The sequence below is a fragment of the Niallia sp. FSL W8-1348 genome (genome assembly GCF_038006745.1).
GTDB lineage: Bacteria > Bacillota > Bacilli > Bacillales > Cytobacillaceae > Niallia > Niallia alba.
Map to the genome: position 1 here is coordinate 1,929,590 of NZ_JBBOVV010000001.1, position 23,693 is coordinate 1,953,282.

Below are 23,693 nucleotides of genomic sequence, written 5' to 3' on the forward strand. Positions count from 1 at the left end.
ACCTCCATGAGGCATTTCTCATGGAGGTTTTGTGTACAAAACTTAACGGTAAGACTTTGATTTATTGTAACTATTACTTGATTGCCCTTGGCGTTTATTGCTGCCATATCCTTGACGCTGACGTGGATTATAGTTTTTGCGACCACCACGATCATTATTTTTATCATATGGTCTACGATCGCGTTTCGATGGTAATGGCTTTTCTTCTGTTAGTTGAACCGGAGTTGTATCTGGTTCTTTTGTAAGCATTTTTAGGACTGCTGCTACAATGGTAGAAGCGTCTTTTTGCTCAAGCAGTTCATCTGCAACATTTCGATAAGAATCCAAATTATTTTCATCCACAATTTGCGATATTTTTTCAATCACAGCTTTTTGCTGCCCTTCGATAGCTTGATCCACTGTTGGCGGAATCATCTTTTCCATTTTTCTCTTCGTTGTTTTTTCCACAACTTGTAGATAAGATCTTTCACGATACGTAATGAATGTGATCGCTACTCCTTCTTTTCCAGCGCGGCCAGTACGTCCAATACGGTGTACATAACTTTCTGGATCTTGAGGAATATCAAAATTATATACATGCGTTACGCCAGAAATATCAAGACCACGTGCAGCTACATCTGTTGCAACTAATACATCAATAGTTCCTTCTTTGAACTTACGAAGAACAGACATACGTTTCGCTTGACTTAAATCTCCATGAATTCCTTCTGCTGTATAGCCACGTAGATTTAATGCTTCCGAAAGCTCATCAACACGACGTTTTGTACGACCAAAAATAATTGCTAGTTCTGGAGATTGAATATCCAATAATCTTGTTAGAATATCAAATTTCGTTTTCTCCTGTGTTTCAATATAATACTGTTCAATTAATGGTACTGTCATTTCCTTCGCTTTCACTTTTACCACTTCAGGATCCTTCATGAAGCGCTCAGCCATTTTTCTAATAGGTGCTGGCATTGTAGCTGAGAATAATAACGTTTGTCTTTCAGCTGGAATTTTTGAAAGGATTGATTCAATATCATCAATGAATCCCATATTCAGCATTTCATCTGCTTCATCTAAGATAACTGTTTGAACACTATCTAAACGAAGCGTTTTGCGATTAATATGATCCAAAATACGTCCAGGAGTACCAACTATAATATGAGGATTTTTTTTCAATGCGCGGATTTGACGGTTTATATCCTGTCCTCCGAAAATAGATAAAACTCTTGTACGTTTTCCATAACCGATTTTGTATAGTTCTTCTGAAACCTGAATTGCTAGTTCTCGCGTCGGAGCAATTATAATCCCTTGAATTACTTCGTTCGCTACATCAATTTTATCAACTAAAGGCACTCCAAAAGCAGCTGTTTTCCCTGTTCCTGTTTGTGCTTGACCAATTAAGTCTTTATTTTGAAGGCTTAATGGAATAGTTTCTGCCTGAATAGGTGTGGCTTCTTCAAATCCCATTCTCTTTAATGATTTCATTGTTGCAGGACTAATACCTAAATCTTGAAACTTTACCAATATATCCAATCTCCTTCTAGTCATTAAAAATATCCTTAAGCAGATGGATTAACTCCATCATGCCAACCATTCGTATGTACCTCATTTTTCTAAATGAAACATATTAAAATGGCATATCGTATTCATCACATTATGCCTTTCCCCATACAATTAAAAAGAAACGATTGTCGTTATTATATAAATGATGAAAGTTATTGTTGGTTTCAATAGCCTTACAACCTTTATCAGGAGAATGATGAGGGTATATGCAAATATTTAATTCTTATTAGTTATGAGATACTATTCAACCGAGTTATAAATAGGAGGAAATTTCAAATGACTTCTATTTATTTTAATTTTAATAGCTCTGTTACCAATTTGTGATTATGTCTATTTCTCCTATATGAGAATCTTCAAAATTCACGTTCGAAAAAAACATGATCATTTCACGGAGCTTTAAACAAAATTAGCTAAGTAAGAAAAGTTAGCCAAATACAAAGAAATAATTATTATATCGCCCGTTTTAAAAGAAAAAATCAGATACCCTAAATAATTTTTATTAAAAATCATTTCTCTCTATTTGACCAATTTATCGTTTACAAAGATTGTTTTTCTTCCCTAACATTATGCCCCAAATGTTAAGTTTGTCACCCTACTTTTTAAAATAATCTTATCACTAAGAAATACGCTTTGCAATAAATTGGGTATCCGAAAATCTAGGTTTTATGCATGTTTTCCCTATTTTTATAATGTAAACGCTTTATGACAAAAAGAACGTTGCAAAGTCTTTTTTGCCATAGTCATTTTGGCATAAAGCGAAACTTCCATCAGTGGGGGTTTTCCTTCCTCCCCCACTGATAGTTAGTTGAACCACCAATCGGACCTTTATGGACAGTTGATCTCCCACCTATCTTCCTCGTATTCTCATAAGCTTGAGGGGGAGCCTTACTGTCCGTTAAGAGTGGGATAAAGCATCTTTCGTTTTTGCTGTTTCCTTTTAGAAAAAAGTTATAACTAAGTTTACAGACGTTGCCAATTTTACTCTTTCCAATCGAGCCTATTTCTATACGCCCGTTTTTTTGTGGTTACTTTTAACTTATGAAGGTTCTTCGAGGAATGTTATTATTTCTTGAAATAACGTTTCTCTTTTCTCACAATGACAAATTAAGTGCTTAGATTCCTCTACACATATCATCTTCTTATTTTCAGCACGAATAGTATTATATATATAGCTTGCACTTTTTAATGGTACGATGCCATCTTTCTCTCCTTGGGCTATTAATGTTGGTACGTGGATATTAGCTAATAATGGTTTCACATATTGGACGAGTTTCCTAAACTGGATTGTTGCGGCTAACGGGGTACTTTTTATTTTGTTCATATAGCGATTATATTGCTCATTTTCTCTAATTCTTCCTTTAAAAAAATCAGCACAGATTATTCTTATGTCCTGATGAAGCTGAGCAAAATTCACATAGTAGGCTGCTGCACTCAGCAAAATCAATTTTTTTATGGGAAATTTTGTAGCTAAATAACTTGCTATTAATCCACCCATGGAAAAACCGACAACATACACGATTTCATGTCTCTTTAATAAATCTTTTAATGCTTCTTCTGCATGCTGAATCCACTCATTATACATAATCCCCTTTAAGCTTAATTCATTGCCATGACCAGGAAGAGTTGGAATAGCACATTCCCAATTCGTATGTTTCTGAATATATTCAGCCAGTGGTTCCACCTCCATCGGAGAACCTGTAAATCCATGTATACATAAACAAGCTGTCATTTTATCTCTCCTCCTATTAGAGACATTTTACACTTTAATAGTATTTTTATCCATCATTTCTTTTTTCACCTTATAAAGAAAATTCAATCAGTGCGGGTTATTCCTCTTCCCTCAACTGATGTTTAGTTACCCTTAACACCTAGTCCTCGTTTTTCTGCAACTTACAATCGGGTCTTATTACCTGTTAAGAGTGGGACAAATGATGTCCGTTAATTTCCAATCGGTCACTTGGCTTCTGAAAAAATTTACTTTTTACTCCAGAAAAAAAGCCAAACCTATAAAGAGAACGTTTTTCGCGTATCTGATAAGGCTTAGCTTTTTCTATTATTGGATAGCCTTAACTATTTCCTCTAACTTCATTCCTCTAGAGGCTTTAACTAAAACTACTGTCTCCTCATTTAGATAAGAGACTAATTTATCTATTAACGGTTCTTTTTCAAAAAAAGCAAATACTCGATCTGCTGGAAGGACTGTTTTTGCACCTTCTGCAATGAAACTACCCAGCTTTCCATATGTTAAAACGTAATCGACATCTTCGAGACGTTCTCCCATTTGGTAATGAAAAGATTCTTCTTTATCGCCTAATTCTAGCATATCACCAAGTACTGCAATTTTTTGGTCGTAGCCTGGCAGCTTCTTTAATACATCAATAGCTGCAAGCATAGAAGTAGGACTGGCATTATAAGCATCATTAATAATTTTCACACCAGATTTTCCTTCAACTAACTCCATGCGCATATTTGTAAGTTTTAGCGATTGAAGTCCTTTATTCATTTCTTCATAAGGAATATCAAAATACTCTGCTACTAGCATTGCCGCTAACGCATTTAAAATATTATGATTTCCTAAAACAGGCAATTGGAATGGAGCGGCTATTTTATTAATATGAAAAGCACTGCCATTTTCTAGCGCATTGATTTCAAGCGGATATAAATCATTAGCATGATCCATTCCAAAAGTTTTTGTATCAACCTTACTATTTTTCATACGACTTGATAAAAGTAGTTCATCTCCAAAGTAAATAAATCTTCCTTTATCCTTCAATCCATTTAAAATTTCTAACTTTGCCTCTGCGATGCCTTCTCTTGAACCTAAATCCTGCATATGAGATTCACCGATATTCGTAATAACAGCAATATCCGGTTCTGCTAGCCGGCTCAAAAAGTCAATTTCTCCCCGGCCACTCATTCCCATTTCTAGCACCGCAATATCCGTATCCTCTTCTAAACCTAGAACAGTTAAAGGAAGACCAAGATGATTATTATAATTACCTTCTGTTTTTTGCACTTTATATTTTAAGGAAAGAAGACTTGTTGTTATATCCTTTGTAGAAGTTTTTCCATTACTCCCTGTTATCCCAACTACCTTAACATTCAGTTGGCGAAGATAGCTTTTAGCAAGAGCTTGAATAGCCTTTAATGAATCGTCAACAAAGATAAGTGGTAGATTCTCTGGTGGATTAGGAACATCCTTTTGCCAAAATGCTGCAGCGGCACCTTGTTTTATTGCATCTGCCACATATTGATGTCCGTCCGTTCTTTCGCCTTTAAATGGGATAAATAATTGCCCTGCTTCTATTTTTCTCGAATCAATCGTAATCCCATTAATTTGAACATTCGCATATTGCTCGAACGTTTCTACACTACCTGCCATTGTAGCAATTTCTGCATATGTACGTTTAATCAAAAAAATACCTCCTTTTTTCACAGTTATAGATCATTAGAGGAGCAAATCTCCGTTTCATGGAACAAAAGAAGAGGCTATGTTGTTGCTCACCTCTCCTTTTCTTATTCTCTCTATTAGATCGTATATTTAATATTTTGTTTTTCTGTATGTCTTTCTACAGCAAGATCCACTAATTTATTGATAAGAGCATCATATTCTAAACCTGTATGTTTCCATAATAATGGGAACATGCTGAATGGTGTAAATCCAGGCATTGTATTCACTTCATTAATGTAAACTTTTCCTTCTTTTGTTAAGAAGAAATCTGCACGGACAAGGCCAGAACAATCAAGTGCTTTAAATGCTTTAATTGCATCTTCTTTAATAGCTGCATACTCCATTTCCGTGATTTCTGCAGGAATAATTAAAGCCGTGTCTCCATCTTCATATTTTGCTTTATAATCATAAAAATCTTTTTTCGGAACAATTTCGCCAGCTACAGAAACTTCAGGATGATCATTTCCTAGCACCCCTACTTCAATTTCTCTTGCTGTTAAGCCTTCTTCCACGATTATTTTGCGGTCAAATTGGAATGCCTCGATAAAAGCCGTCTCTAATTCTTCTCTTGTCGTACATTTACTAATTCCTACACTTGAACCAAGATTAGCGGGCTTAACAAAACAAGGAAAGCCTAATTCTTTTTCTACGCGATCATACGCTGCATCCTTATCACTTTGCCAATCACTGCGGATAAAAGAATTATATTTTACTTGATTTAGTCCAGCTACTTCAAAAATATTCTTCATAATTACTTTATCCATCCCAGCAGAAGATGCTAGAACACCATTCCCCACATAAGGAAGATTTAATAGTTCCAACAATCCTTGTACTGTTCCATCTTCTCCATTTGGTCCGTGAAGCAATGGAAAAATCACGTCTAAGGTAGCCTCATCATTTGCTTGGAAAAGAGTAGTAGAAAGAGCATTTGAACCAATTTGCTCATGTGAATGGAACGCAAGCTCTTTTACATTTTCAACTGGTCCCATTAATTGTGGTCCACGCACCCATTCACCACTCTCAGATATGTAAATCGGGTGAATATCATATTTATCCGTATCTAACGCTTTAATTACAGCCATCGCCGTTTGCATACTAACTTTATGTTCAGCAGATTTTCCGCCATATAATAATCCAAGTTTCTTTTTCATTATGAGTTTACCTCCATTTAATCAATGCACTTGTTTATTCTACCACTAGAATCATACCTTTAAAAATAAAACATGTAAGTCAAATAACAATTTAATCAAAAACACATATTCCTGTAATAGACAGGTGCTAAAGCCAGATAATCCTTTTCCATTTTAACTCTTATTACCATATGAAAAAAGGGCTAAAATGAAGCTTATTCATTTAAATTTTTCTCCTCGCTTGCGCTTTTTTAATTAGAGCGCTGAGTAATAATCACTTCATGAAAATAGGAACCCGCTATTCTCTTTAGTTCTGCTTCTTTTTCATACTCTACAATAAAGCATGTAGCAGGTCCTGCTGATTTTAAGAGATCAAGTGAGCATATCACTTCTTCCTTCTTAAACAGTGTTCCCTTTAACTGACCCAATTCATAAAGAATACCTTTAGAACCTACAGGCTGTATTCGATAATTATAATTCTTCGCCAATTGCATAAATATTGCTAATGGAACTACTCTTTCCCCTTGTAAAATTACTTCTTCTCCGACAAGCGGACTTCCAATAACAGCTATTTTCCCATTGGAAATCGATAGCTCCCTTGAACCTGCTTTCCTTTTTCCAATAATGGTTAAACTTACTGCAGATTGCTGTAATGAAAAGTTACTTTCGGTACTTCCCGTTATTCCAATCTCACTATTTAAATTTAGTTCGTTTATACCTTTATGTATACCAGAAACAAGCTGATGCCAAGCGGGATCTCCACAAAAGTTCTGCAAAACAATAGAAACGGGAACTCCTCCTGCAGCTATGCACTCCATTACAGCTACTCTAAAGGAAAAATAAGAAACAATATCATAGGACGCAAAAACTATATCTCCCTCTTTTTGTCCAATTCCACCACTATTATCTACACTAATAACTAGCTCTTCTTTTTTATTCCAAGGAACAATTTGCACATCTCTCATTGCTTGACCTCACCCCATACTCTTCTGAAACGCTCTAGTCTTGGCATTAACAACTGTGCAATAATCCCATTTAATACTGCACCAATCAATAGTACTGGAACCATTGAAATGTAAAACCCTTTTCCTAGAAGCCATAAAAATGGAAGTGGAAGAATCGCTGCGTTTGCTAACACAAAGAATAAATAAGAGACAATTTTATTTCCCATATGATAGATTTTCGTATACATAACAACAAGAATAAACATTTCAAGCGCAATAAATAAATGAAACATTCCAAGTGGAAGTCCCCCTATAAGGGCTGAAACAAGATGACCAAAAGCCGCTACCATGCCTCCTGCCAATCCACCAAAAAACACTCCTGCAATTAAACTTGGAAAACTATCAAGCGCCACACTTCCAATAAAACTCGGAATTTTTATAAATGCACCAACGACCGATATAGCGATAAAAATGGCTAGGATATTAATCTTCTTTCCCTTCATTTTTCTCTCCCTTTTTACTTGTTCGAAATACTTTTGCACTACGAACATACTCCACATCAGCCACATTACTTCTATAATTAATTACTCTTGCTAACGCAAAAAAGTAATCTGAAAGTCTATTTAAGTATTTTAACGGTAAGTCTGAAATATCCTCCTTTGTCTTCCCTAACGTGACAACTAATCGTTCTGCTCTTCTCGTCACTGTTCGTGCAATATGAACAGTTGCTGCTGCCTCTGTTCCACCAGGAAGAATAAAGCGCTCAAGATCTGGAGTTTCCTCTATAAAAGCATCAATTCTCTCCTCTAAATAGTAAATAGCATCTTCTGTTAATTTAAGCGGTCTTCTTGATGAAACACTCGCTAAATCTCCCCCACAGTCAAATAATTCATGCTGAATTTTTTCCAGGTCTTCTTTTATATCAACGAATTGCTCTCCGTCTAATTGTGCGACTGTTAATCCTACGAAAGAATTTAATTCATCCACCGTTCCATAAGCTTCTACTCGAATATCATCCTTTGCTACTCTTCCTCCTATAATACTTGTTTCCCCTTTATCTCCCGTTTTTGTATAGATACGCATCTGATATCCCACTTTCCGTTTTTATTTTTGTGTAAGGCTAGGTTTATTGGCTTTATGTTAGTTAATGACACTTTTTTGCTTGTTGAGCTGCGGATTTTGGCTTTCAGTTTACTTATGAACACCACTTTTCTCTTTGAGGCTATGCTTTTTGGCTTTCATTCTGCTTATGAACACCGCTTTTCCCTTTGAGGCTATGCTTTTTGGCTTTCATCCTACTTATAATCACTTTTTTCGCTCAAAACTTCTGCAATATCAAACTTTCCTATATCCCCCAAATCAAACCCTATACTGCTATTTCAATCGCTCATTTAATCCATACCATATAACATCCACTCTATCTGCTTTTTTAACGATCTGCTGAAAAATAAGCCCTGTAGCATCACGCCACATCCGATCTTCTTTATCAATAGGAACGATGCCTTTCGTAATGTCACTACCAATTAAAAACACACATCTATTTTTCTCTATCCTTTCCCATTGAAGCAGCTCTTCCACAAAGGTTTTCATATAAACTATCGTTTGTTCCAATGATTCCTCCTGAAGACGATGTTTAATCATCCACTCTAGACCTTCCATAATATAAAAATCAGTAGACTGCTCTTTGTCACTTTCGATATCTATCTTCTTTGCGTCAAATAAACGAATTACCTTTCCATTTACAAAACCTTGTTCCTTTGCAAACGTTAATGCCCAGCTTTTTTTCCCGTGAAGGCTACCTCCTGTAATAAAGTGCATCTTTCCTTCCTCCTAAAGCTTTCTTTTCTCGACCATATTAGCTCTATGCCTTCTCCTGGCTGTATGGTGTAGTCCCAGAAATTCTTTATTTCAGCCCCATATACACTAAGCAAATAACGAATAACGCCGCCATGTGTGACAATCGCTATACGATGATGCTGTTCTGCTCGCTTCATTAGACTCTCCCAGCCCTCTTCCACTCGCTGAGCCATCTCTTTAAAGGATTCGCCATTTGTTGCGGAAACCTTAAATGGAGCATTCAGCCAATTACGGTAATCAGGAAGAGATTTCAATTCTTCATATGTTCGCCCTTCCCAATCTCCAAAATTGATTTCACGAAAACAAGCCTTTCTCCACAACTTTTGATCAGGAAACCAATAAGCTGCTGTCTCCTTTGCTCGTACTAGATCACTGGTACAAATCCATTCATACTCAGGAATCGGTCTCCCTTTTTCTTGAAGCTTGTCTCTTCCATTTTCGCTTAAAGGAGCATCCGTCCATCCCATATACGCTTTCCGTTCATTTTCTGCTGTTAGACCATGACGAAATAATGCAATAACCATAGTGTCGACCATAATACTAACTCCGTCCCTTCTACACTTGCTCCTAATAAATCGCCTGTTAGTCCTCCAAAGGCCCGCTTCATAAATCGACTTAATAAAAAGTAGCAGCCTATGCTTATGAAAAGAAACAAAAAAAATAGTGGTAGCCATTGCGGAAAAAGCAATAAGAAAACTAGCAAAACAAGACCAAAATAACTATTATAAAAAAAGGTCCGCTGTCCTTGCACAGACTTTTTGAAATATGCTCCTAGCCCGTCCTTCTTCGCTTCCTGAACAAACAATAAGATCCAGCCCATTACCGTTTTAGAGAAAAATGGAAGAAGCAGTACAAAAAGATAAGTGAACTCCTGCATATGTGTCACTATTTCATAGATAAAAAGAAATTTTGCACTTAATAAAACAATGACAGATAAGAGCCCAAATGCACCAACATGCGGATCTTTCATAATCGCTAATCTTTTATTGGTATCTTGATAAGAAAAGTAGGCATCGCTTGCATCCATCCAGCCGTCTAAATGAAGCCCCCCTGTTAACAAAATCATACTAAGCCAAACAAAAAAGGCTACTGCAAGAGCTGAAAAGGGGGTATATTCATTTAATAAAAAGAAGATACTCACATAAATAAAACCTTGGAAAAGACCAAGCAGTGGAAATGTTTTTATACTTTTTTGAACATACTCCCTTTCCATTGGAAGTACTACCCTAACTGGTATTGCTGTAAAGAATTGAATATTTAATAGAAATCCAATCATCCATTTTTTCATCCTAATCACCAGCCTGAAGGATATCCATTACTTTTTCCCAATCCAAGTGTTTTTTTATCTCATCTGCAAGCACGTCAAAGCGTTTATCCTTCTGTTCCTGCATAACTAGCGGTTTTCGTTTTGGCAGTCCTTTTTGCAAACGAATTTGATCTAACCATGTATTGCGAAACACATCATTATAGAATAGGTGATGCATATAAGTACCTATCAATCTTCCGTTTTCTCGATAATAGCCTTCTTCTCTGCTATCCAGCCATAGAAACGGACATCTTTCCTTAGAGGTATATTCTGTTTTTCCTAAATGAATCTCATAACCTTCGACCTTTTCACATGCTAACTCCGTATATGGATGATAGGTGCCTTCCACTCGAATCGTTTGTTTTTTCTTTTCAAAGGTCGTTGTCGCCGGGATCAGACCTATGCCTTCTATTTCCTCGTTTATTATTCCTGTATCCGTCCCATGGGGATCCTTCAAGACTGTACAAAGCATTTGATAGCCACCGCATAATCCTATTACTCTGCCGCCTTTGGCATAATAATTTTTAATTTGATCAGCCAATCCACTCCTTTTCATCGCTTCCAAATCAGCAATTGTACTTTTCGTACCTGGAAGAATGACTGCATCTGGATTTCCTAAATCTTCTCCTTTATGGACAAGTCGGACGCTAACATCTTGTTCAAAAAAGAATGGTTCTATATCTGTAAAATTTGATAAATAACGATTGTTGACTACTGCTAAATCTATTATTTCTTCCGTATTGGCCAATCTTTTCTCCCGAATAGACAATGAGTCCTCCCCTTCAATCATATGGTCATGAATAAAAGGAAGGACTCCAAGAACAGGAATGCCTGTCTTTTCTTCCAACCAGCGAACCCCGTCTTCAAAAAGCGATTGATCCCCTCGGAATTTATTAATAATGATGCCTTTTACCCTTCTTCGTTCCTGCTCAGAAAACAAAGCAAGTGTACCGATAATACTGGCAAATACACCACCACGATCAATATCAGCTACAAGAATTACTGGAATATCGGCCAGCTCAGCAACTTTCATATTTACAAGTTCTCTGTCTTTTAAATTAATTTCCACCGGGCTTCCTGCGCCTTCCATAATCACCATCTCATAGTGACTATGCAGATATTCTAGGCTTTTTTGAATAACGCGAATTCCTTTTTGATAAAACTGTTCCCGATAGTCTCTACCAGAAAGAGTAGTAGTTGCTTCTCCAAGGAGGACAACCTCTGATTGCGAATCAGATCTTGGCTTTAGGAGGATTGGATTCATCCAAACTGTTGCTTCCACCTTTGCAGCTTCCGCTTGAATTCCCTGGGCTCGGCCAATTTCTTTTCCATCCATTGTTACATAGGAATTATTAGACATGTTTTGTGATTTAAATGGCGCTACCTTTATTCCCTTGTTTGCCAAGATACGGCATAAAGCAGTAGCAATCAGACTTTTCCCAACATCCGAGGAAGTCCCTTGTATCATCACACCCTTCATCCTGCTTCTCCCTTCTTCCTTTGTACGATTCCACTTTCCACTAAGTAAGCCTCTTTGGCATATTGTACGAGAAAAAGATGAAGTCGATTTAGTATCCGGCAATACTTCTGTACAAACGGATCGCTTAACGGTTCATACGTCACTTCATTACTAACAAGGATAAAATATCGACAAGTCCGGCTTAACTCGACTATTTCTTTTTTCAACTTACCCTCTATTAAATCTTGCGGCTGATCTTTAAAAAAAAGCTCATTATTTACTAATAACGTTAAACAATCAAGTAACACAACGTCCCTTTTTGAAAATATTCCCGTCAATTCGCCGATATCTGCTGACTGTTCCATGCTTTTCCACTTCACCTTGTGCATCTTTCTTATCTGTTGATGCCGTTCTATTCTTTCTTGCATCTCAGCGTCTGTATTAAGAGAAGTAGCTATATAATACAAATCGCCTCTTTCTTTCCTTGCATATTCGATCGCCAAGCTTTCTGCAAAAGAAGATTTTCCACTTCTTACGCCACCAGTTACAAAGATGATGGATGAACTTGTCTCCATTTAGTTAACACTCCTTGCAGTTGCTGATTTTCTTCTTTGCTTTTAACGGCAAATCTTAGCCATTTTCCTTCTAGACTTGGGTAATTATATGTATGTCTTGCAATGATGCCATTATTTAATAAGAAAGTAAGCAGCTCCTTTTGATCAATAAACAGTGGGTCTCTTAATAAATAATAATTAGCTGCTGATTCTGAGTGCATGAATTGCTCTTTTATAAAAAAATTGTATAACTTTTTCTTTTCTATTTGTACAAAGATTTGCGTTTTTTGTTGGAACTCTTCTTGATCGATTAATAATTCGCCAACCTGTAAAGCAATTCCATTAATACTCCATTGAGATTGAAAATGTTGTAACTGCTCGATAACTTGCTTTGATGCGAAAACATATCCAAGACGTATTCCTGGAATACTGTACATTTTAGTCAATGATCGCAAAATAATGAGCTTCGAATATTGTTTTAATAGAGGAACCATATCTTCATAGTCCTGAACAAAATCATAGAAAGCCTCATCAAGAATTAAATAACAATTATTTTGTTCACAAATAACTAACATCTCTTCTATAATCTGTTTTGGATAAAATGTACCTGTGGGGTTATTGGGATTACATAAAAATACCGCATCCATTTTGGAAATCTCCTTCTTCAATACTGAAGGAGATAGCTCCCAATCATTTTCTGCTGCTAAATAATGATGGGAGATTGCACAAGCATTAATACGACATACCTCTTCATATTCAGAGAAAGCAGGTTGCAACAATAATACTTTTTTTCCTGCAAGGATTCTACCCAGTAAGGAAATAATTTCGGCAGCTCCGTTACCAATCAAAAGTTGCTTTGGATGAACTCCATGCAGTTCCGAAATTTTCTCCTTTAAACGACTAGCAAAAGGGTCTGGGTATAGATGGACAGTCTGAAATAGTTCTTCCCACTTGTCTAATAGGATAGGCGGTGGACCTAATGGATTAATATTCGCACTAAAATCAAGCGCATTTTCTGGCATCTCTATACTTGCACGTTCATATAAATACTGTGGGTTAGCTCCATGCATAGGCCAATTCAAATCCTATCCCTCCGATACATAAAAAAAGATAAAACCATATGACTGCTTTCTCCGCGATTTTTGTTGCTGCTATAATATGACTGTTATTAAGGGGCTGTAATGCTTTTCCCATCCTGGCTCTATCCGATTTTTTCCCACGGTAATAATTAATGCCTCCAAGCTGTACCCCAAGAATAATAGCGGTCACAGCTTCTCCCCAGCCGCTGTTTGGGGAAGGATGCTTCTTTGCATCTTGGAATAATAACTTCCAGGCTTCTCGTTTACGATAGAATGGGCAATGACTAAATAAGAGTATAAGCATTGCTGTAATGCGACTAGGGAAATAGTTAACCAAGTCATCGCACTTTGCAGAGAAATAACCAAAATCCCTGTACTTCTCATTCTTATAGCCAACCATACTGTCACATGTATTGATAGCCCTGTATACAAGGCTTAATGGCGCTCCTCCAATAAATGCCCAAAATAGTGGGGCAGTAATTCCATCACTCGTATTCTCTGCAACTGTCTCAACCGTTGCCCGCACTATTTCCGCTTCCCCTAATCGCTCAGTATCTCTCCCTACAATATACGAAAGCTTTAGTCGTGCTAGCGCTAAATTATTTACTTCTAACGGTTCATATACCTCTAGTGCCGCATCCTTAAGACTTTTTTGAGCGATTGTTGTTGCAATAAGCAAAGCCTCTACTATTACCCCGACCCACCAATGGAGCTGGTAGCTAATGTATACAAGAAAAAAGCTAGCCAGAAAGGTAATCAATAGAACCATAACTAACATCCATAATCCCTTCACGCTTCGATTTTTACCATGATTGAATCTCTGATCTAGAAAAGAAATCAACTTCCCCATTCCTTTTACAGGATGTGGCAGGCTAGGCGGATCACCAATTAGCTTATCTAAGATAATGGCAAATGTAATGCTAATTAAATGACCAATCATTCTTGAGATAACCTTCTTTCTCTTTTATCTAGTGCTTCTGTTATGCAGTTATAAACACCTTCCGCCACACATTTTCCGAGTGATGTGATCGTACCGGCAAATTCTAAATAATTCCCCTCTTGTGTAGCGGCCACCAATATACTGTCTGTTGAAGTGCCTGTTGCAATCGTTCCTGTTTCCTGATCTTTTATCTTTCGATCTCGCAAGACAGCTGCCTTTGCTTCCGTTGCAGTAATCACACTTTGCAAGAATGCCTGCTCCGATATTTTTCCATTAACAAAAATCCAAATATTAATTGTTCCTGGATGTAAGAAGGACGAGTGTTCGCTGCTATGTGCTGCATCGACTGCATTCCCAACCCCTGCTGTTACAACAAGCAATACAGAAAATCCCTCTCGCTTAATAAATTGAAATGTGGCATCTTCCGTATAAACAGCAGTCATCATTCCTACTGTTTCTGATGGAATAAAGCCATTTCGAAGTAAATATTCCTCCATATCCTCTCGATAATCTTCACAGCGATATGTCTTATCTACATGTCGATTCACAAAGCCTTTATACCATCCCATTCCTGCCCCGACAACGCCAGAAGAAAGCGTGTAGAGCGGAACCGGAACTCTCACTTCGACTCGTTCGGAAGTAATCGTAATAGCAGAAGGATCCACTTCTCGCTTATGTCTCTCTATCTTTCTAGGTACTAGCGCCATTTGAGGAGCTGGGCGGATCGGATGAAACGTCCTCTTAATATCAGTTTGATAGATTTTCTTCACCCTGTTCTCTTGTAATACAACAGAAGGAGCAGCGTCTACTTCTACTTTTCCATCATGTAATAAAAGCAGTCGGTCACAATATAAGCCTGCCAAGTTTAAATCGTGAAAAATACAAATAATCGTTAAATCCCTTTTCTTACTCCATTCTCTTAAGTTATCCAATAAATCCTTTTGAAAGGATAAATCCAAATGGTTGGTAGGTTCATCTAAAAGTATAATTTCCGGCTCTTGAGCCAAGGCTTGCGCTAAATACACACGCTGTTTCTCACCGCCAGATAATTCATGAATCGATTTATCTTGAAATGTAAGGACACCTGTTTGCTGCATAACCTGATTAACCATTTCCTCATCCCTCGTACTCCTTGATTGAAACAAACCAGACTGATGCGCATATCTTCCTAATGAAACGATTTCCCGAACTGTATAGGAAAAAGACTCATTCACGTGCTGAGACAGGACAGCAACTACCTTCGCTAATTCTTTTGTTTTATAATCATTAATTGGTTTATCTTTTATATGAACCTGTCCCTTTTGTGGTGTTAAAATACCACTGATAACTTTCATTAAGGTTGTTTTCCCACTACCATTTGGACCAAGAATTCCTACCATTTCTCCCTTTTTCACCTTAAAGGAAATATCTTGTAGGATCTTTTTTGTTTCATATTGAAAAAAGAGATTTCTTATATCGAGCATTTTTTTAACCCCTTTTCCGTCTTCTCAGCAATAAACCAGCAAATACTGGAGCACCGACTAATGCCGTTATTACTCCAATTGGAAGTTCAGTTGGAGTAATTATCGTTCTAGCTAGCAAATCAGCCAAAATCATAAATCCACTACCGACAAACAGAGAAACACCCATTAAATGTCTGTGGTCAGGTCCTACGAGTATTCGAACAAAGTGAGGTATCACAAGGCCTACGAAACCAATCGTCCCAGATACTGCGACGGCTGCACCAGTAAGCATAGATCCAGCTAGCAAAATAATCATTTTTCTTCTTTGCACATGAATTCCTAAATGCTGAGCCCTTTCCTCCCCAAATGCTAAAGCATTTAACTCTTTTCCTTGCGAAAGAAGAAGACCTGTTCCAACAAGAAAGAATGGCAGAAAAATTCTGATATATTCCCATCCTCTCATCGATACACTTCCAAGTAACCACCCAATAATTTGCCGAAGTTCGTTTCCTGTTAATGCAATCATTAGAGAAATGAACGCGCTTAAAAAAGAACCAATAATAATTCCAGTTAGTATAATTGTTTCCACTCGCATTGCGGGATCCATTTTCTTAGCAAAAAAGACTACAAATATAATGGTCATAAAAGAAAATAATACACTCATAAATGGCAAAGTAAGACCGCCAAGAATAGGAATACTAAACTGAAAAAACAAAGTAATTACTGCTCCAACAGATGCACCAGAAGAAACGCCCAGCGTATACGGGTCTGCCAATGGATTTCTTAATAATCCTTGGAAGGCAGCTCCAGCGATCGAAAGGCTTGCTCCGACAAGTCCCGCCAATAACACTCTAGGTAGACGAATATTTTGGACGATATTTACATGCATCGGATCGACATTGTTTACTAAGCTATCTGGTCCTAAATAACTTGTTAGTATTTTTATTACAGATAAAATGGGAACAGAGATTGTTCCGATCGATATACCAATCACCATCGTGAAAAGGAGAAAAAAAGCGGCATAAAAATAAGCCGCTTTTCTTTTATTTAAAAACATCTGGGTACACCGCTTCTGCAATTGCTTCTACTCCTTCAACTAAACGAGGACCAGAACGAGTTACCATGTCAGAATCGACATCTACTATTTGCTTTTCTTTAACAGCGGTAATATCTTCCCATCCTTTTCTCGAACTAATTTGATCAATTGGTTCTTCTTTTGCGTAGGCTCCATATGTAGTAATAATGACATCTGGATTAGCCGCAATTACCGCCTCTTGATCCACTTGAATCCAGCCTTCTTCAGAAAAAACATTGCTTGCATTAATAGTATCCAGCATTTCTTGCATAAATGTATTTTTACCAGTCGTAAACAAAGGATCTTCGCTTACTTCTATGTAAACAGATTTTTTGTTACTATCAGAAATGGTAGCTGCTTTTTCCTTGATATCAGCTAATTTCTCCTTCATATCTGCAACAAGTTGTTCTGCTTCCTTTGTCGTTCCCGTAGCTTGTCCAATCATATCAATGCTTCCATAGACGTCTTCGAAATTCGCTGCATCATTTACAACAACTACATCAATACCAGCATCGCGGATTTGCTGCAATCCTTCTGTTGAGTTATGGGCACTAGATGCATGTGCTAATACCACATCTGGATTTAGAGAGATTATTTTCTCTACATTAAATTCCATCCCGCCAACTTTCTCTTTTTCAGCTGCTTCTGCTGGATAGTTATCATAATCACTGACACCTACTAACTCATCCCCTAATCCTAATGCAAATACAATTTCTGTATTACTAGGCATTAAAGAAACTAGTTTTTCTGGCTTTTCATCAATCACTACCTCTTGATCTGAGGCGTCCTTAATGGTTACTGGAAAGCTAGCCTCTTCTGTAGTAGATTGCCCGCTATTTATATTATCTTCTGTCTTCGTTTCTCCACATCCAGCAAGCACACCCAAGACGAGCATCATTGCTAGAAATAAGGAATAAAACTTTTTCATCTCTGTTCACCTTCCTAATTAAAATATGGGAAAAATAAAAAACATCTCTATTATCGACCATAGAGATGTTGGGATGTCTTCAAAATTATTTTCAAAGCGCAGTCCACACCTCCCTATCCTCGTAGGCTTATTAGGTGTATAGAAAATGGCAGGTCTCCTGACTTATGATTTGCGCAACATGGAACCTTCCCATACATTCGTACAGTGGCATTTACCCATGATACAATCACTTACAGTGGCGGGACCGTATTGGATTTTCACCAACTTCCCTTTTAAGAAACTTTTTGAAATCAATCAACCCTTTACAAAAAGTCTCACCATTATCTAACTATTTTCATTTTTCGTCTTTTTGATTATACAATCAAAGTAAGGAGAAATAAATGTTCTTTTATTGAATTTTTAAAAATGGATCAACTGGGATAGCTTTACCCAATTCAATTCCCTGCTCTGTCAAAATACAAGTATAACTTAATAATTGCACCCCTGCGCGTGCAGCTTCTTCTAAGTTTTTGGCAAAGACCGGATCAATTGCTGCTGCTCCTGTCACTATTTCAACATCTTCTCTTTGCACAACAAATAAAATCGCTGTTTTTATAGTGCCTTCCTTCGCAATCGCAGTTAATTCTTGCACATGCTTTGAACCTCTTTTTGTGACTGCATCAGGGAACATCCCAATTCCATCATTTGCTAGAGTGACGCTTTTTACTTCGAGAAGCAATTGATTCCCTTCTTTATCTTCTAATAAAAAATCCCATCTTGAGCTTCCATACGTATATTCTGATTTAATCCAACGATACGGCCAAAGCTCCTCCACCATCGCTTCTTTCAGCATAACTTCTACTAGCTTATTAGGATATGAAGTATTTATTGATACAAGCAGTCCGTTTGACTCGACATATACTGCCGTCCATTTTGTTTTACGATTAGGATTTGTGCTTGGGAGAACATAAATCATAGCCCCCTCAACCAAAAGCTCTATTAGTCGGCCCGGGTCTGCTAAATGTACCTTTTCGATTTGCTCTGTTTCTTCATCATAGCAATGTAAAATAAACCGATTCGGTCTCTCCACAAAAGTCATTTTCTTTAATGCTGCTGGAAAGCCTACAAATACTTTTTTACTCATATCAGTCTCCAATTAAACCGTAGCTAATTGCCACTCTCTTAATTTTTTATCAAAAACAAGCAATGCATCACTTTTTTGCTTACTGTTCTTCTCATATTCTTCGTACATATCATCCATATTATCAAAATCCCCTAAAACCCATATCGGAATCTCCAATTTCAATCGTGTCTGATAGGCTCTTTCAATGGATAAAACTACGCCTTCTCTCATATAACGTTTTAACTCCACAACAATCTCTTGTGGGAGCGGAGGATAAAGTCTCTTCTTCTTCATACCAAGCAGCGCCTTCTCCAATTTAAGGTCTGTCACTTTATGTGCAAGGACTTCTGAAAACAATCGATAAAAAGAATCCATGTTTTTATAATAAATTTTATTAAACCAACCATCATCATGAGCCAAATAAGCATATTGGTTATTCAGTTGCTGAAAAAATGGCTTTCTGAGCGCCTCCAGCTTATGTCCTAAGTAAAGCAGTTCGGCAATTGTCTGGCCCTCTAAAATATCCAATGTCTCTGTCTCATCAAAATCGACCCATACAAAATCTCCGTACCCATAAACATCTTCCCTCGATAAATGGGCTAATTTATTGTTTGGAACATATTCGAACTGTGTATGTATATGAAATTCTCCATCTTCATACTGATGCTTTAACAACAAAATAGAGGAAAGAGTATCTGCCAGTATTCTGTAAAACTCTCTAAACTCTATGCCATAAGAGAGGACAAAGCGTTCTTTCTCATTTAGATGGATATAAACCACATCTCGAATATCATTATTACCTTTTTTCATCAAGTAAACCTCCAAACATTATTAGCTTGTAAACGGAAGAGCTATAGCTTACTTTCTTGTTACTGAAATTGCCTATACTCCATTTTATCTATCTGATTACAAGAAATATTCCCTTGTTCTATGTTATTAGACTTTAAATGAATGCCCATGTATTCATACTTTCCATCATACATCTAGTTTTACATATTGTAACCATTTTAGTTTAACAAATATTAGGCAAAATAGCTTACATAATCTCCAATTTAGAAAAAAAAGGAATTTAAGCATCTTGGATTACGGATTATTTAGGAGTAATCCATGGTGGATATTCGTTAAACTTTCTATTATGGGTGTGTCCGAGGACAGATACCATTAAAAAAGTGAATTTTTCAGACAAATTTGTGATATTTCAACCAACGGAGGGGAATATCAGCCAAATTTTCTTGTTTTTCAGCCAAACTGCTGATATATCAGCCAATTCTGCTTCCTTTTCAGCCAAACTGCTCATATATCAGCCAAACTCGATCCCTTTTCAGCCAAACTACTCATATATCAGCCAACTTCGATTCCTTTTCAGCCAAACTGCTCATATATCAGCCAAACTCGATCCCTTTTCAGCTAAACTACTCATATATCAGCCAACTTCGATCCCTTTTCAGCCAAACTACTCATATATCAGCCAACTTCGATCCCTTTTCAGCCAAACTACTCATATATCAGTCAAACTCGATCCCTTTTCAGCCAAACTACTCTTATATCAGCCAAACTCGATCCTTTTCAGCCAAACTGCTCTTATATCAGCCAATTCCACCATCTAAAACAAAAATACACCGTACTATAGGGCAACGGATTAACTCAACTATCCATCTTCCCTAAAATACGGCGTCCATCATTTGTCCAAATTAATTTATTTTCGTTTTACTTAACAGCCTTTTAATACTTTTATCTGCTTCCTTTAGCACGATAGATTTATCCACTGTCTTCATGATTTTATTTTCCATTACTATTTGTCCGTCTACGATAGTTGTTTCTACATCAGCTCGTGTTGCGGAATAGACAATTCTTGAGATTGGGTCCACATCATAAGAAGGGAAGGTATGAAAATTTTGCAGGTTTAAAATTGCTAAATCTGCTCTCTTGCCAATTTCGAGACTGCCAATTTCTTTCTCGAGCCCCACCGCCTTTGCCCCACCAATAGTTGCCATTCGAAAAACGGTTTTTGCATCCATTGCCGTTGGACCATGAATCGGCTTTTGTATAAGTGCGGCCAGCCTCATTTCATTAAACATATCCAAGTTATTATTACACGGAGCACCATCTGCTCCTAAGCTAACAGAAGCATGATGGCAAAGGAGATGGTGCGTATCCGCAATTCCAGATGCCAGCTTTAAGTTAGAGCCAGGGCAATGGCTGACATGAACTCCTTTTTCTCGAATAATCCGCTTTTCTTCTTCATCCAACCAAATGCAATGCGCTAAAATTAAGCGGTCATTTGCTAAGCCGAGGTGATCTAAGTAAACAATATTTCTCATCCCTGTTTCTTCTTGGACGATTTGAATCTCTCCTTTATTTTCTGATGCATGGGTGTGTACTTTTACTCCATATTTATCTGAAAGAATCTTTACCTCTTTCAGCAGCTCCTCTGTACAAGAAACAACAAACCGCGGCGAAAATGCATACCGAATTCTTCCATCATCATAGCCATTCCATTTCTCCAATAAGTCCACACTTCGCTGAATAGAATCCACAGTTTTTTCTTGTAAGGCTAAAGGAACTTCAGTCCCTTTATCCATCATCACTTTTCCAGAAACTGCTCTTATGCCGCTTTCAGCAATCGCTCGAAAAGCATAGTCAGTATGGTGAACTGTTTCCATATCTACAATGGTAGTTGTTCCACTTTCCAGCAGCTCTCCGATTCCAAGCATGGCGGAATAATAAATAGATTCTTCATCATGGGCAGCCTCAAGTGGCCAGATTCTTTGTCTGAGCCAATCCATCAACTCGAGATCATCCCCTTTTCCTCGAAAAAGTGTTTGGCATAAATGAATATGTGTCTGAACAAATCCAGGGATTACCGTTCTATTTGTTGCATTAATTATTTTATCCACCTGTTGTTTATGAATATCCACCCCTATTTCCTTAATAATATTATCCTCCATATAAATATCTCCCATAACAATTTCTTCCGCTTGGTTCATTGTTACTATCTGTGCATTTTTGATTAACAAATTCCCCATTGTTTTTCCCCCTTGCTTGTTTCAATTTCGGAATAAACACAAAAAAACTACGAAAAAATATGCTAGTTAAGCATATTTTTCGTAGCAAGAAATTTACGGTTTCCAGTAGAGACCCTTAACCCAATTATTAAGGATATACGAAAAAATGTCGCAATTGTGGCAGATGCCTGTGACCATTTATTCATGATATATCCTAATTTTAATCCAGAATCTTATCTTTTCAAGTAAGTTGTCAGAATATTTAACACTGTTTTTTCATGTGTGATGAGATATTTTCTCAAAATCTCCTTTTTTACAAAGAATTATCCATTTCATTCTTTCATTTAATTACATATAATAAAACAGGGTATATGTCGAATAATTGCCTAAACCTAGAGAAGGGAGAGTGAGAAGTATGATACACCAAATGACAGAAAATCAAATCACACTTCACATCATTCAGACACTAAAAGACAATAAAAAATCTGAATTTGAATCCATCGTTGATGAGCTACAACCTTATGATATAGCTCAAATTTATGAGGGTCTCCCCGATAAGCATAGGGCACGTTTTTTGCTTTTTCTTAAAGTCGACTTATTAGCCCATCTCTTAGAGGAGTTAGATAAAGAGGAGCAGCTTGAAGTTCTTAATACATTAGGAATGGACAAGACAGGGAAAGTTCTAGACTTAATGGATAACGATGACCTAGCTTCCCTTTTAAATGAACTAGCCCCAGAAAGAATTAAAGAACTCCTTTCTGGTATGAAAAAAGAAGAATCTCTCATTGTACAAAACTTAATGAATTATCCAGATGAAACTGCTGGACGTCTCATGACCAACCGTTTTGTTTGGATTCGTGATTATTACACTACACGTGAAGCCGTGGATAAACTAAAGTCCTTTGCTGATTTTGCGGAAACATTAAGCTATTTATACGTAGTGGATCAAAAAAGAAAGTTAGTCGGTGTTGTTTCCTACCGTGACCTTTTGATTGCTGAACCACAGGATAAGATTCGTGACATTATGTATGAACGAGTTATTAGTGTAACCGTGGATCAGGACCAGGAGGAAGTAGCGCAAACCATACAGAAGTACGATTTCTTAGCTATCCCAGTCGTTAATGAAGAAAACATATTAATGGGGATTGTCACAGTCGATGATATGATTGATGTTGTTTTTCAAGAGGCAAACGAAGATATTGAAAAACTATCTGCTTCAGGTAAATCAATAGATTTTGATACAAAAGCAACTGTTGCAGCCTATCGAAGACTCCCATGGTTAATCTTACTTTTATTTATCGGTGTTGTATCTGGCAGTATTATAAGCAACTATGAAGATGTACTAACAAAAGTTGTAGCTTTATCCTTTTTTATGCCCATGATCTCAGGTATGACTGGTAACACAGGAACTCAATCATTAGCAGTTGTTGTTCGTGGACTTATTTCTAATACAATTAATAAAACCGTTGTAACGAAATTGATATTTAGAGAATTGTTAGTTGGCTTGATTATTGGGATTACATGTGGTGTGATTATTACATTGATTGCCTATGTATGGCAAAGTGATTTAATGCTTGGTCTCGTAGTTGGTCTGTCCTTAATTTGCACACTTATAATCGGAACATTATCGGGTACCATCATTCCCATCATTCTTTATAAATTGAACATTGACCCAGCAGTTGCATCAGGGCCATTAATCACTACACTTAATGATATATTTTCGTTGTTTATTTACTTCGGAATCGCGCAAATTTTCCTTAATCACTTAATGTGAGCAAAGAGGCTGGGACATAAGTATTCCAGCCAAGGATAATTCCGAACAATTATACGAAGATGCTAATGAATGTTCCGTATAATTGTTCGGGCTTTTATT

Annotated in this window: 21 protein-coding genes and 2 riboswitches; of the genes, 1 reads left to right on the forward strand and 20 read right to left on the reverse strand. The window is 37.1% G+C overall.

Features of this window, described 5'->3' with window-relative positions:
- Positions 1-42 precede the first annotated feature (42 nt).
- The 20 genes from NST60_RS09180 to NST60_RS09275 form a co-directional block, all read right to left on the reverse strand.
- Complete coding sequence (locus NST60_RS09180) at positions 43-1,512, reverse strand: DEAD/DEAH box helicase (protein ID WP_407939855.1); 1,470 nt, start codon at positions 1,510-1,512, stop codon at positions 43-45.
- Between the two features lie 1,072 nt (positions 1,513-2,584).
- Positions 2,585-3,277 (reverse strand): alpha/beta hydrolase, encoded by a 693-nt coding sequence (locus NST60_RS09185; RefSeq protein ID WP_341098699.1) that lies wholly within the window; start codon positions 3,275-3,277, stop codon positions 2,585-2,587.
- Between the two features lie 324 nt (positions 3,278-3,601).
- Positions 3,602-4,963 (reverse strand): UDP-N-acetylmuramoyl-tripeptide--D-alanyl-D-alanine ligase, encoded by a 1,362-nt coding sequence (locus tag NST60_RS09190; RefSeq protein WP_101729031.1) that lies wholly within the window; start codon positions 4,961-4,963, stop codon positions 3,602-3,604.
- A gap of 113 nt (positions 4,964-5,076) precedes the next feature.
- Positions 5,077-6,150, reverse strand: a complete 1,074-nt coding sequence (locus NST60_RS09195) for a D-alanine--D-alanine ligase (protein ID WP_016201257.1) — start codon at positions 6,148-6,150, stop codon at positions 5,077-5,079.
- Positions 6,151-6,380: 230 nt separating this feature from the next.
- On the reverse strand, positions 6,381-7,094 hold the full coding sequence (locus NST60_RS09200; protein WP_016201258.1) for a hypothetical protein: 714 nt from the start codon (positions 7,092-7,094) through the stop codon (positions 6,381-6,383).
- Positions 7,091-7,576 (reverse strand): ECF transporter S component, encoded by a 486-nt coding sequence (locus tag NST60_RS09205; RefSeq protein ID WP_016201259.1) that lies wholly within the window; start codon positions 7,574-7,576, stop codon positions 7,091-7,093. The genes NST60_RS09200 and NST60_RS09205 overlap by 4 nt, the downstream gene beginning before the upstream one ends.
- Positions 7,557-8,156, reverse strand: coding sequence for a cob(I)yrinic acid a,c-diamide adenosyltransferase (locus tag NST60_RS09210; RefSeq protein ID WP_169187735.1), 600 nt, complete (start codon positions 8,154-8,156; stop codon positions 7,557-7,559). The genes NST60_RS09205 and NST60_RS09210 overlap by 20 nt, the downstream gene beginning before the upstream one ends.
- Positions 8,157-8,447: 291 nt before the next feature.
- The gene (locus NST60_RS09215) at positions 8,448-8,891 is read right to left on the reverse strand and encodes a bifunctional adenosylcobinamide kinase/adenosylcobinamide-phosphate guanylyltransferase (protein ID WP_169187734.1); all 444 of its coding nucleotides are present in this window, start codon (positions 8,889-8,891) and stop codon (positions 8,448-8,450) included.
- Positions 8,840-9,466 carry a histidine phosphatase family protein gene (locus NST60_RS09220; RefSeq protein ID WP_101729032.1) on the reverse strand — a complete coding sequence of 209 codons (627 nt, stop codon included), beginning with the start codon at positions 9,464-9,466 and terminating at the stop codon, positions 8,840-8,842. Before NST60_RS09220 ends, NST60_RS09215 begins: the two co-directional genes overlap by 52 nt.
- Positions 9,424-10,218 carry an adenosylcobinamide-GDP ribazoletransferase gene (gene cobS, locus NST60_RS09225; RefSeq protein ID WP_224427838.1) on the reverse strand — a complete coding sequence of 265 codons (795 nt, stop codon included), beginning with the start codon at positions 10,216-10,218 and terminating at the stop codon, positions 9,424-9,426. Before cobS ends, NST60_RS09220 begins: the two co-directional genes overlap by 43 nt.
- A 1-nt stretch (position 10,219) precedes the next feature.
- Positions 10,220-11,716, reverse strand: coding sequence for a cobyric acid synthase (locus NST60_RS09230; RefSeq protein ID WP_169187733.1), 1,497 nt, complete (start codon positions 11,714-11,716; stop codon positions 10,220-10,222).
- Complete coding sequence (locus NST60_RS09235; protein WP_169187732.1) at positions 11,713-12,270, reverse strand: bifunctional adenosylcobinamide kinase/adenosylcobinamide-phosphate guanylyltransferase; 558 nt, start codon at positions 12,268-12,270, stop codon at positions 11,713-11,715. The genes NST60_RS09230 and NST60_RS09235 overlap by 4 nt, the downstream gene beginning before the upstream one ends.
- The gene (gene cobD / locus NST60_RS09240; RefSeq protein WP_169187731.1) at positions 12,240-13,331 is read right to left on the reverse strand and encodes a threonine-phosphate decarboxylase CobD; all 1,092 of its coding nucleotides are present in this window, start codon (positions 13,329-13,331) and stop codon (positions 12,240-12,242) included. Before cobD ends, NST60_RS09235 begins: the two co-directional genes overlap by 31 nt.
- Positions 13,306-14,268 (reverse strand): adenosylcobinamide-phosphate synthase CbiB, encoded by a 963-nt coding sequence (gene cbiB, locus NST60_RS09245; protein WP_169187730.1) that lies wholly within the window; start codon positions 14,266-14,268, stop codon positions 13,306-13,308. Before cbiB ends, cobD begins: the two co-directional genes overlap by 26 nt.
- A complete protein-coding gene (locus NST60_RS09250; protein ID WP_169187729.1) occupies positions 14,265-15,731 on the reverse strand; it encodes a heme ABC transporter ATP-binding protein in 1,467 nt (488 codons plus the stop codon). The genes cbiB and NST60_RS09250 overlap by 4 nt, the downstream gene beginning before the upstream one ends.
- A 4-nt stretch (positions 15,732-15,735) precedes the next feature.
- On the reverse strand, positions 15,736-16,788 hold the full coding sequence (locus tag NST60_RS09255) for a FecCD family ABC transporter permease (protein WP_169187728.1): 1,053 nt from the start codon (positions 16,786-16,788) through the stop codon (positions 15,736-15,738).
- The gene (locus tag NST60_RS09260; protein WP_169187727.1) at positions 16,754-17,713 is read right to left on the reverse strand and encodes an ABC transporter substrate-binding protein; all 960 of its coding nucleotides are present in this window, start codon (positions 17,711-17,713) and stop codon (positions 16,754-16,756) included. The genes NST60_RS09255 and NST60_RS09260 overlap by 35 nt, the downstream gene beginning before the upstream one ends.
- 130 nt (positions 17,714-17,843) lie before the next feature.
- Positions 17,844-18,031: riboswitch (cobalamin riboswitch) on the reverse strand.
- Between the two features lie 70 nt (positions 18,032-18,101).
- Positions 18,102-18,836: a DNA/RNA nuclease SfsA gene (gene sfsA / locus NST60_RS09265; protein ID WP_016201270.1), complete on the reverse strand. Its 735-nt coding sequence runs from the start codon at positions 18,834-18,836 to the stop codon at positions 18,102-18,104.
- 12 nt (positions 18,837-18,848) lie between these two features.
- On the reverse strand, positions 18,849-19,625 hold the full coding sequence (locus NST60_RS09270) for a hypothetical protein (RefSeq protein ID WP_016201271.1): 777 nt from the start codon (positions 19,623-19,625) through the stop codon (positions 18,849-18,851).
- A gap of 881 nt (positions 19,626-20,506) precedes the next feature.
- Positions 20,507-21,841, reverse strand: a complete 1,335-nt coding sequence (locus tag NST60_RS09275) for a 5'-deoxyadenosine deaminase (protein WP_016201272.1) — start codon at positions 21,839-21,841, stop codon at positions 20,507-20,509.
- A 62-nt stretch (positions 21,842-21,903) separates the two neighbouring features.
- Positions 21,904-22,002: riboswitch (purine riboswitch) on the reverse strand.
- Positions 22,003-22,235: 233 nt separating this feature from the next.
- Between NST60_RS09275 and mgtE the strand changes: the two genes are divergently transcribed.
- Positions 22,236-23,594 (forward strand): magnesium transporter, encoded by a 1,359-nt coding sequence (mgtE, locus tag NST60_RS09280; protein WP_016201273.1) that lies wholly within the window; start codon positions 22,236-22,238, stop codon positions 23,592-23,594.
- The last annotated feature ends 99 nt before the right edge of the window (positions 23,595-23,693 follow it).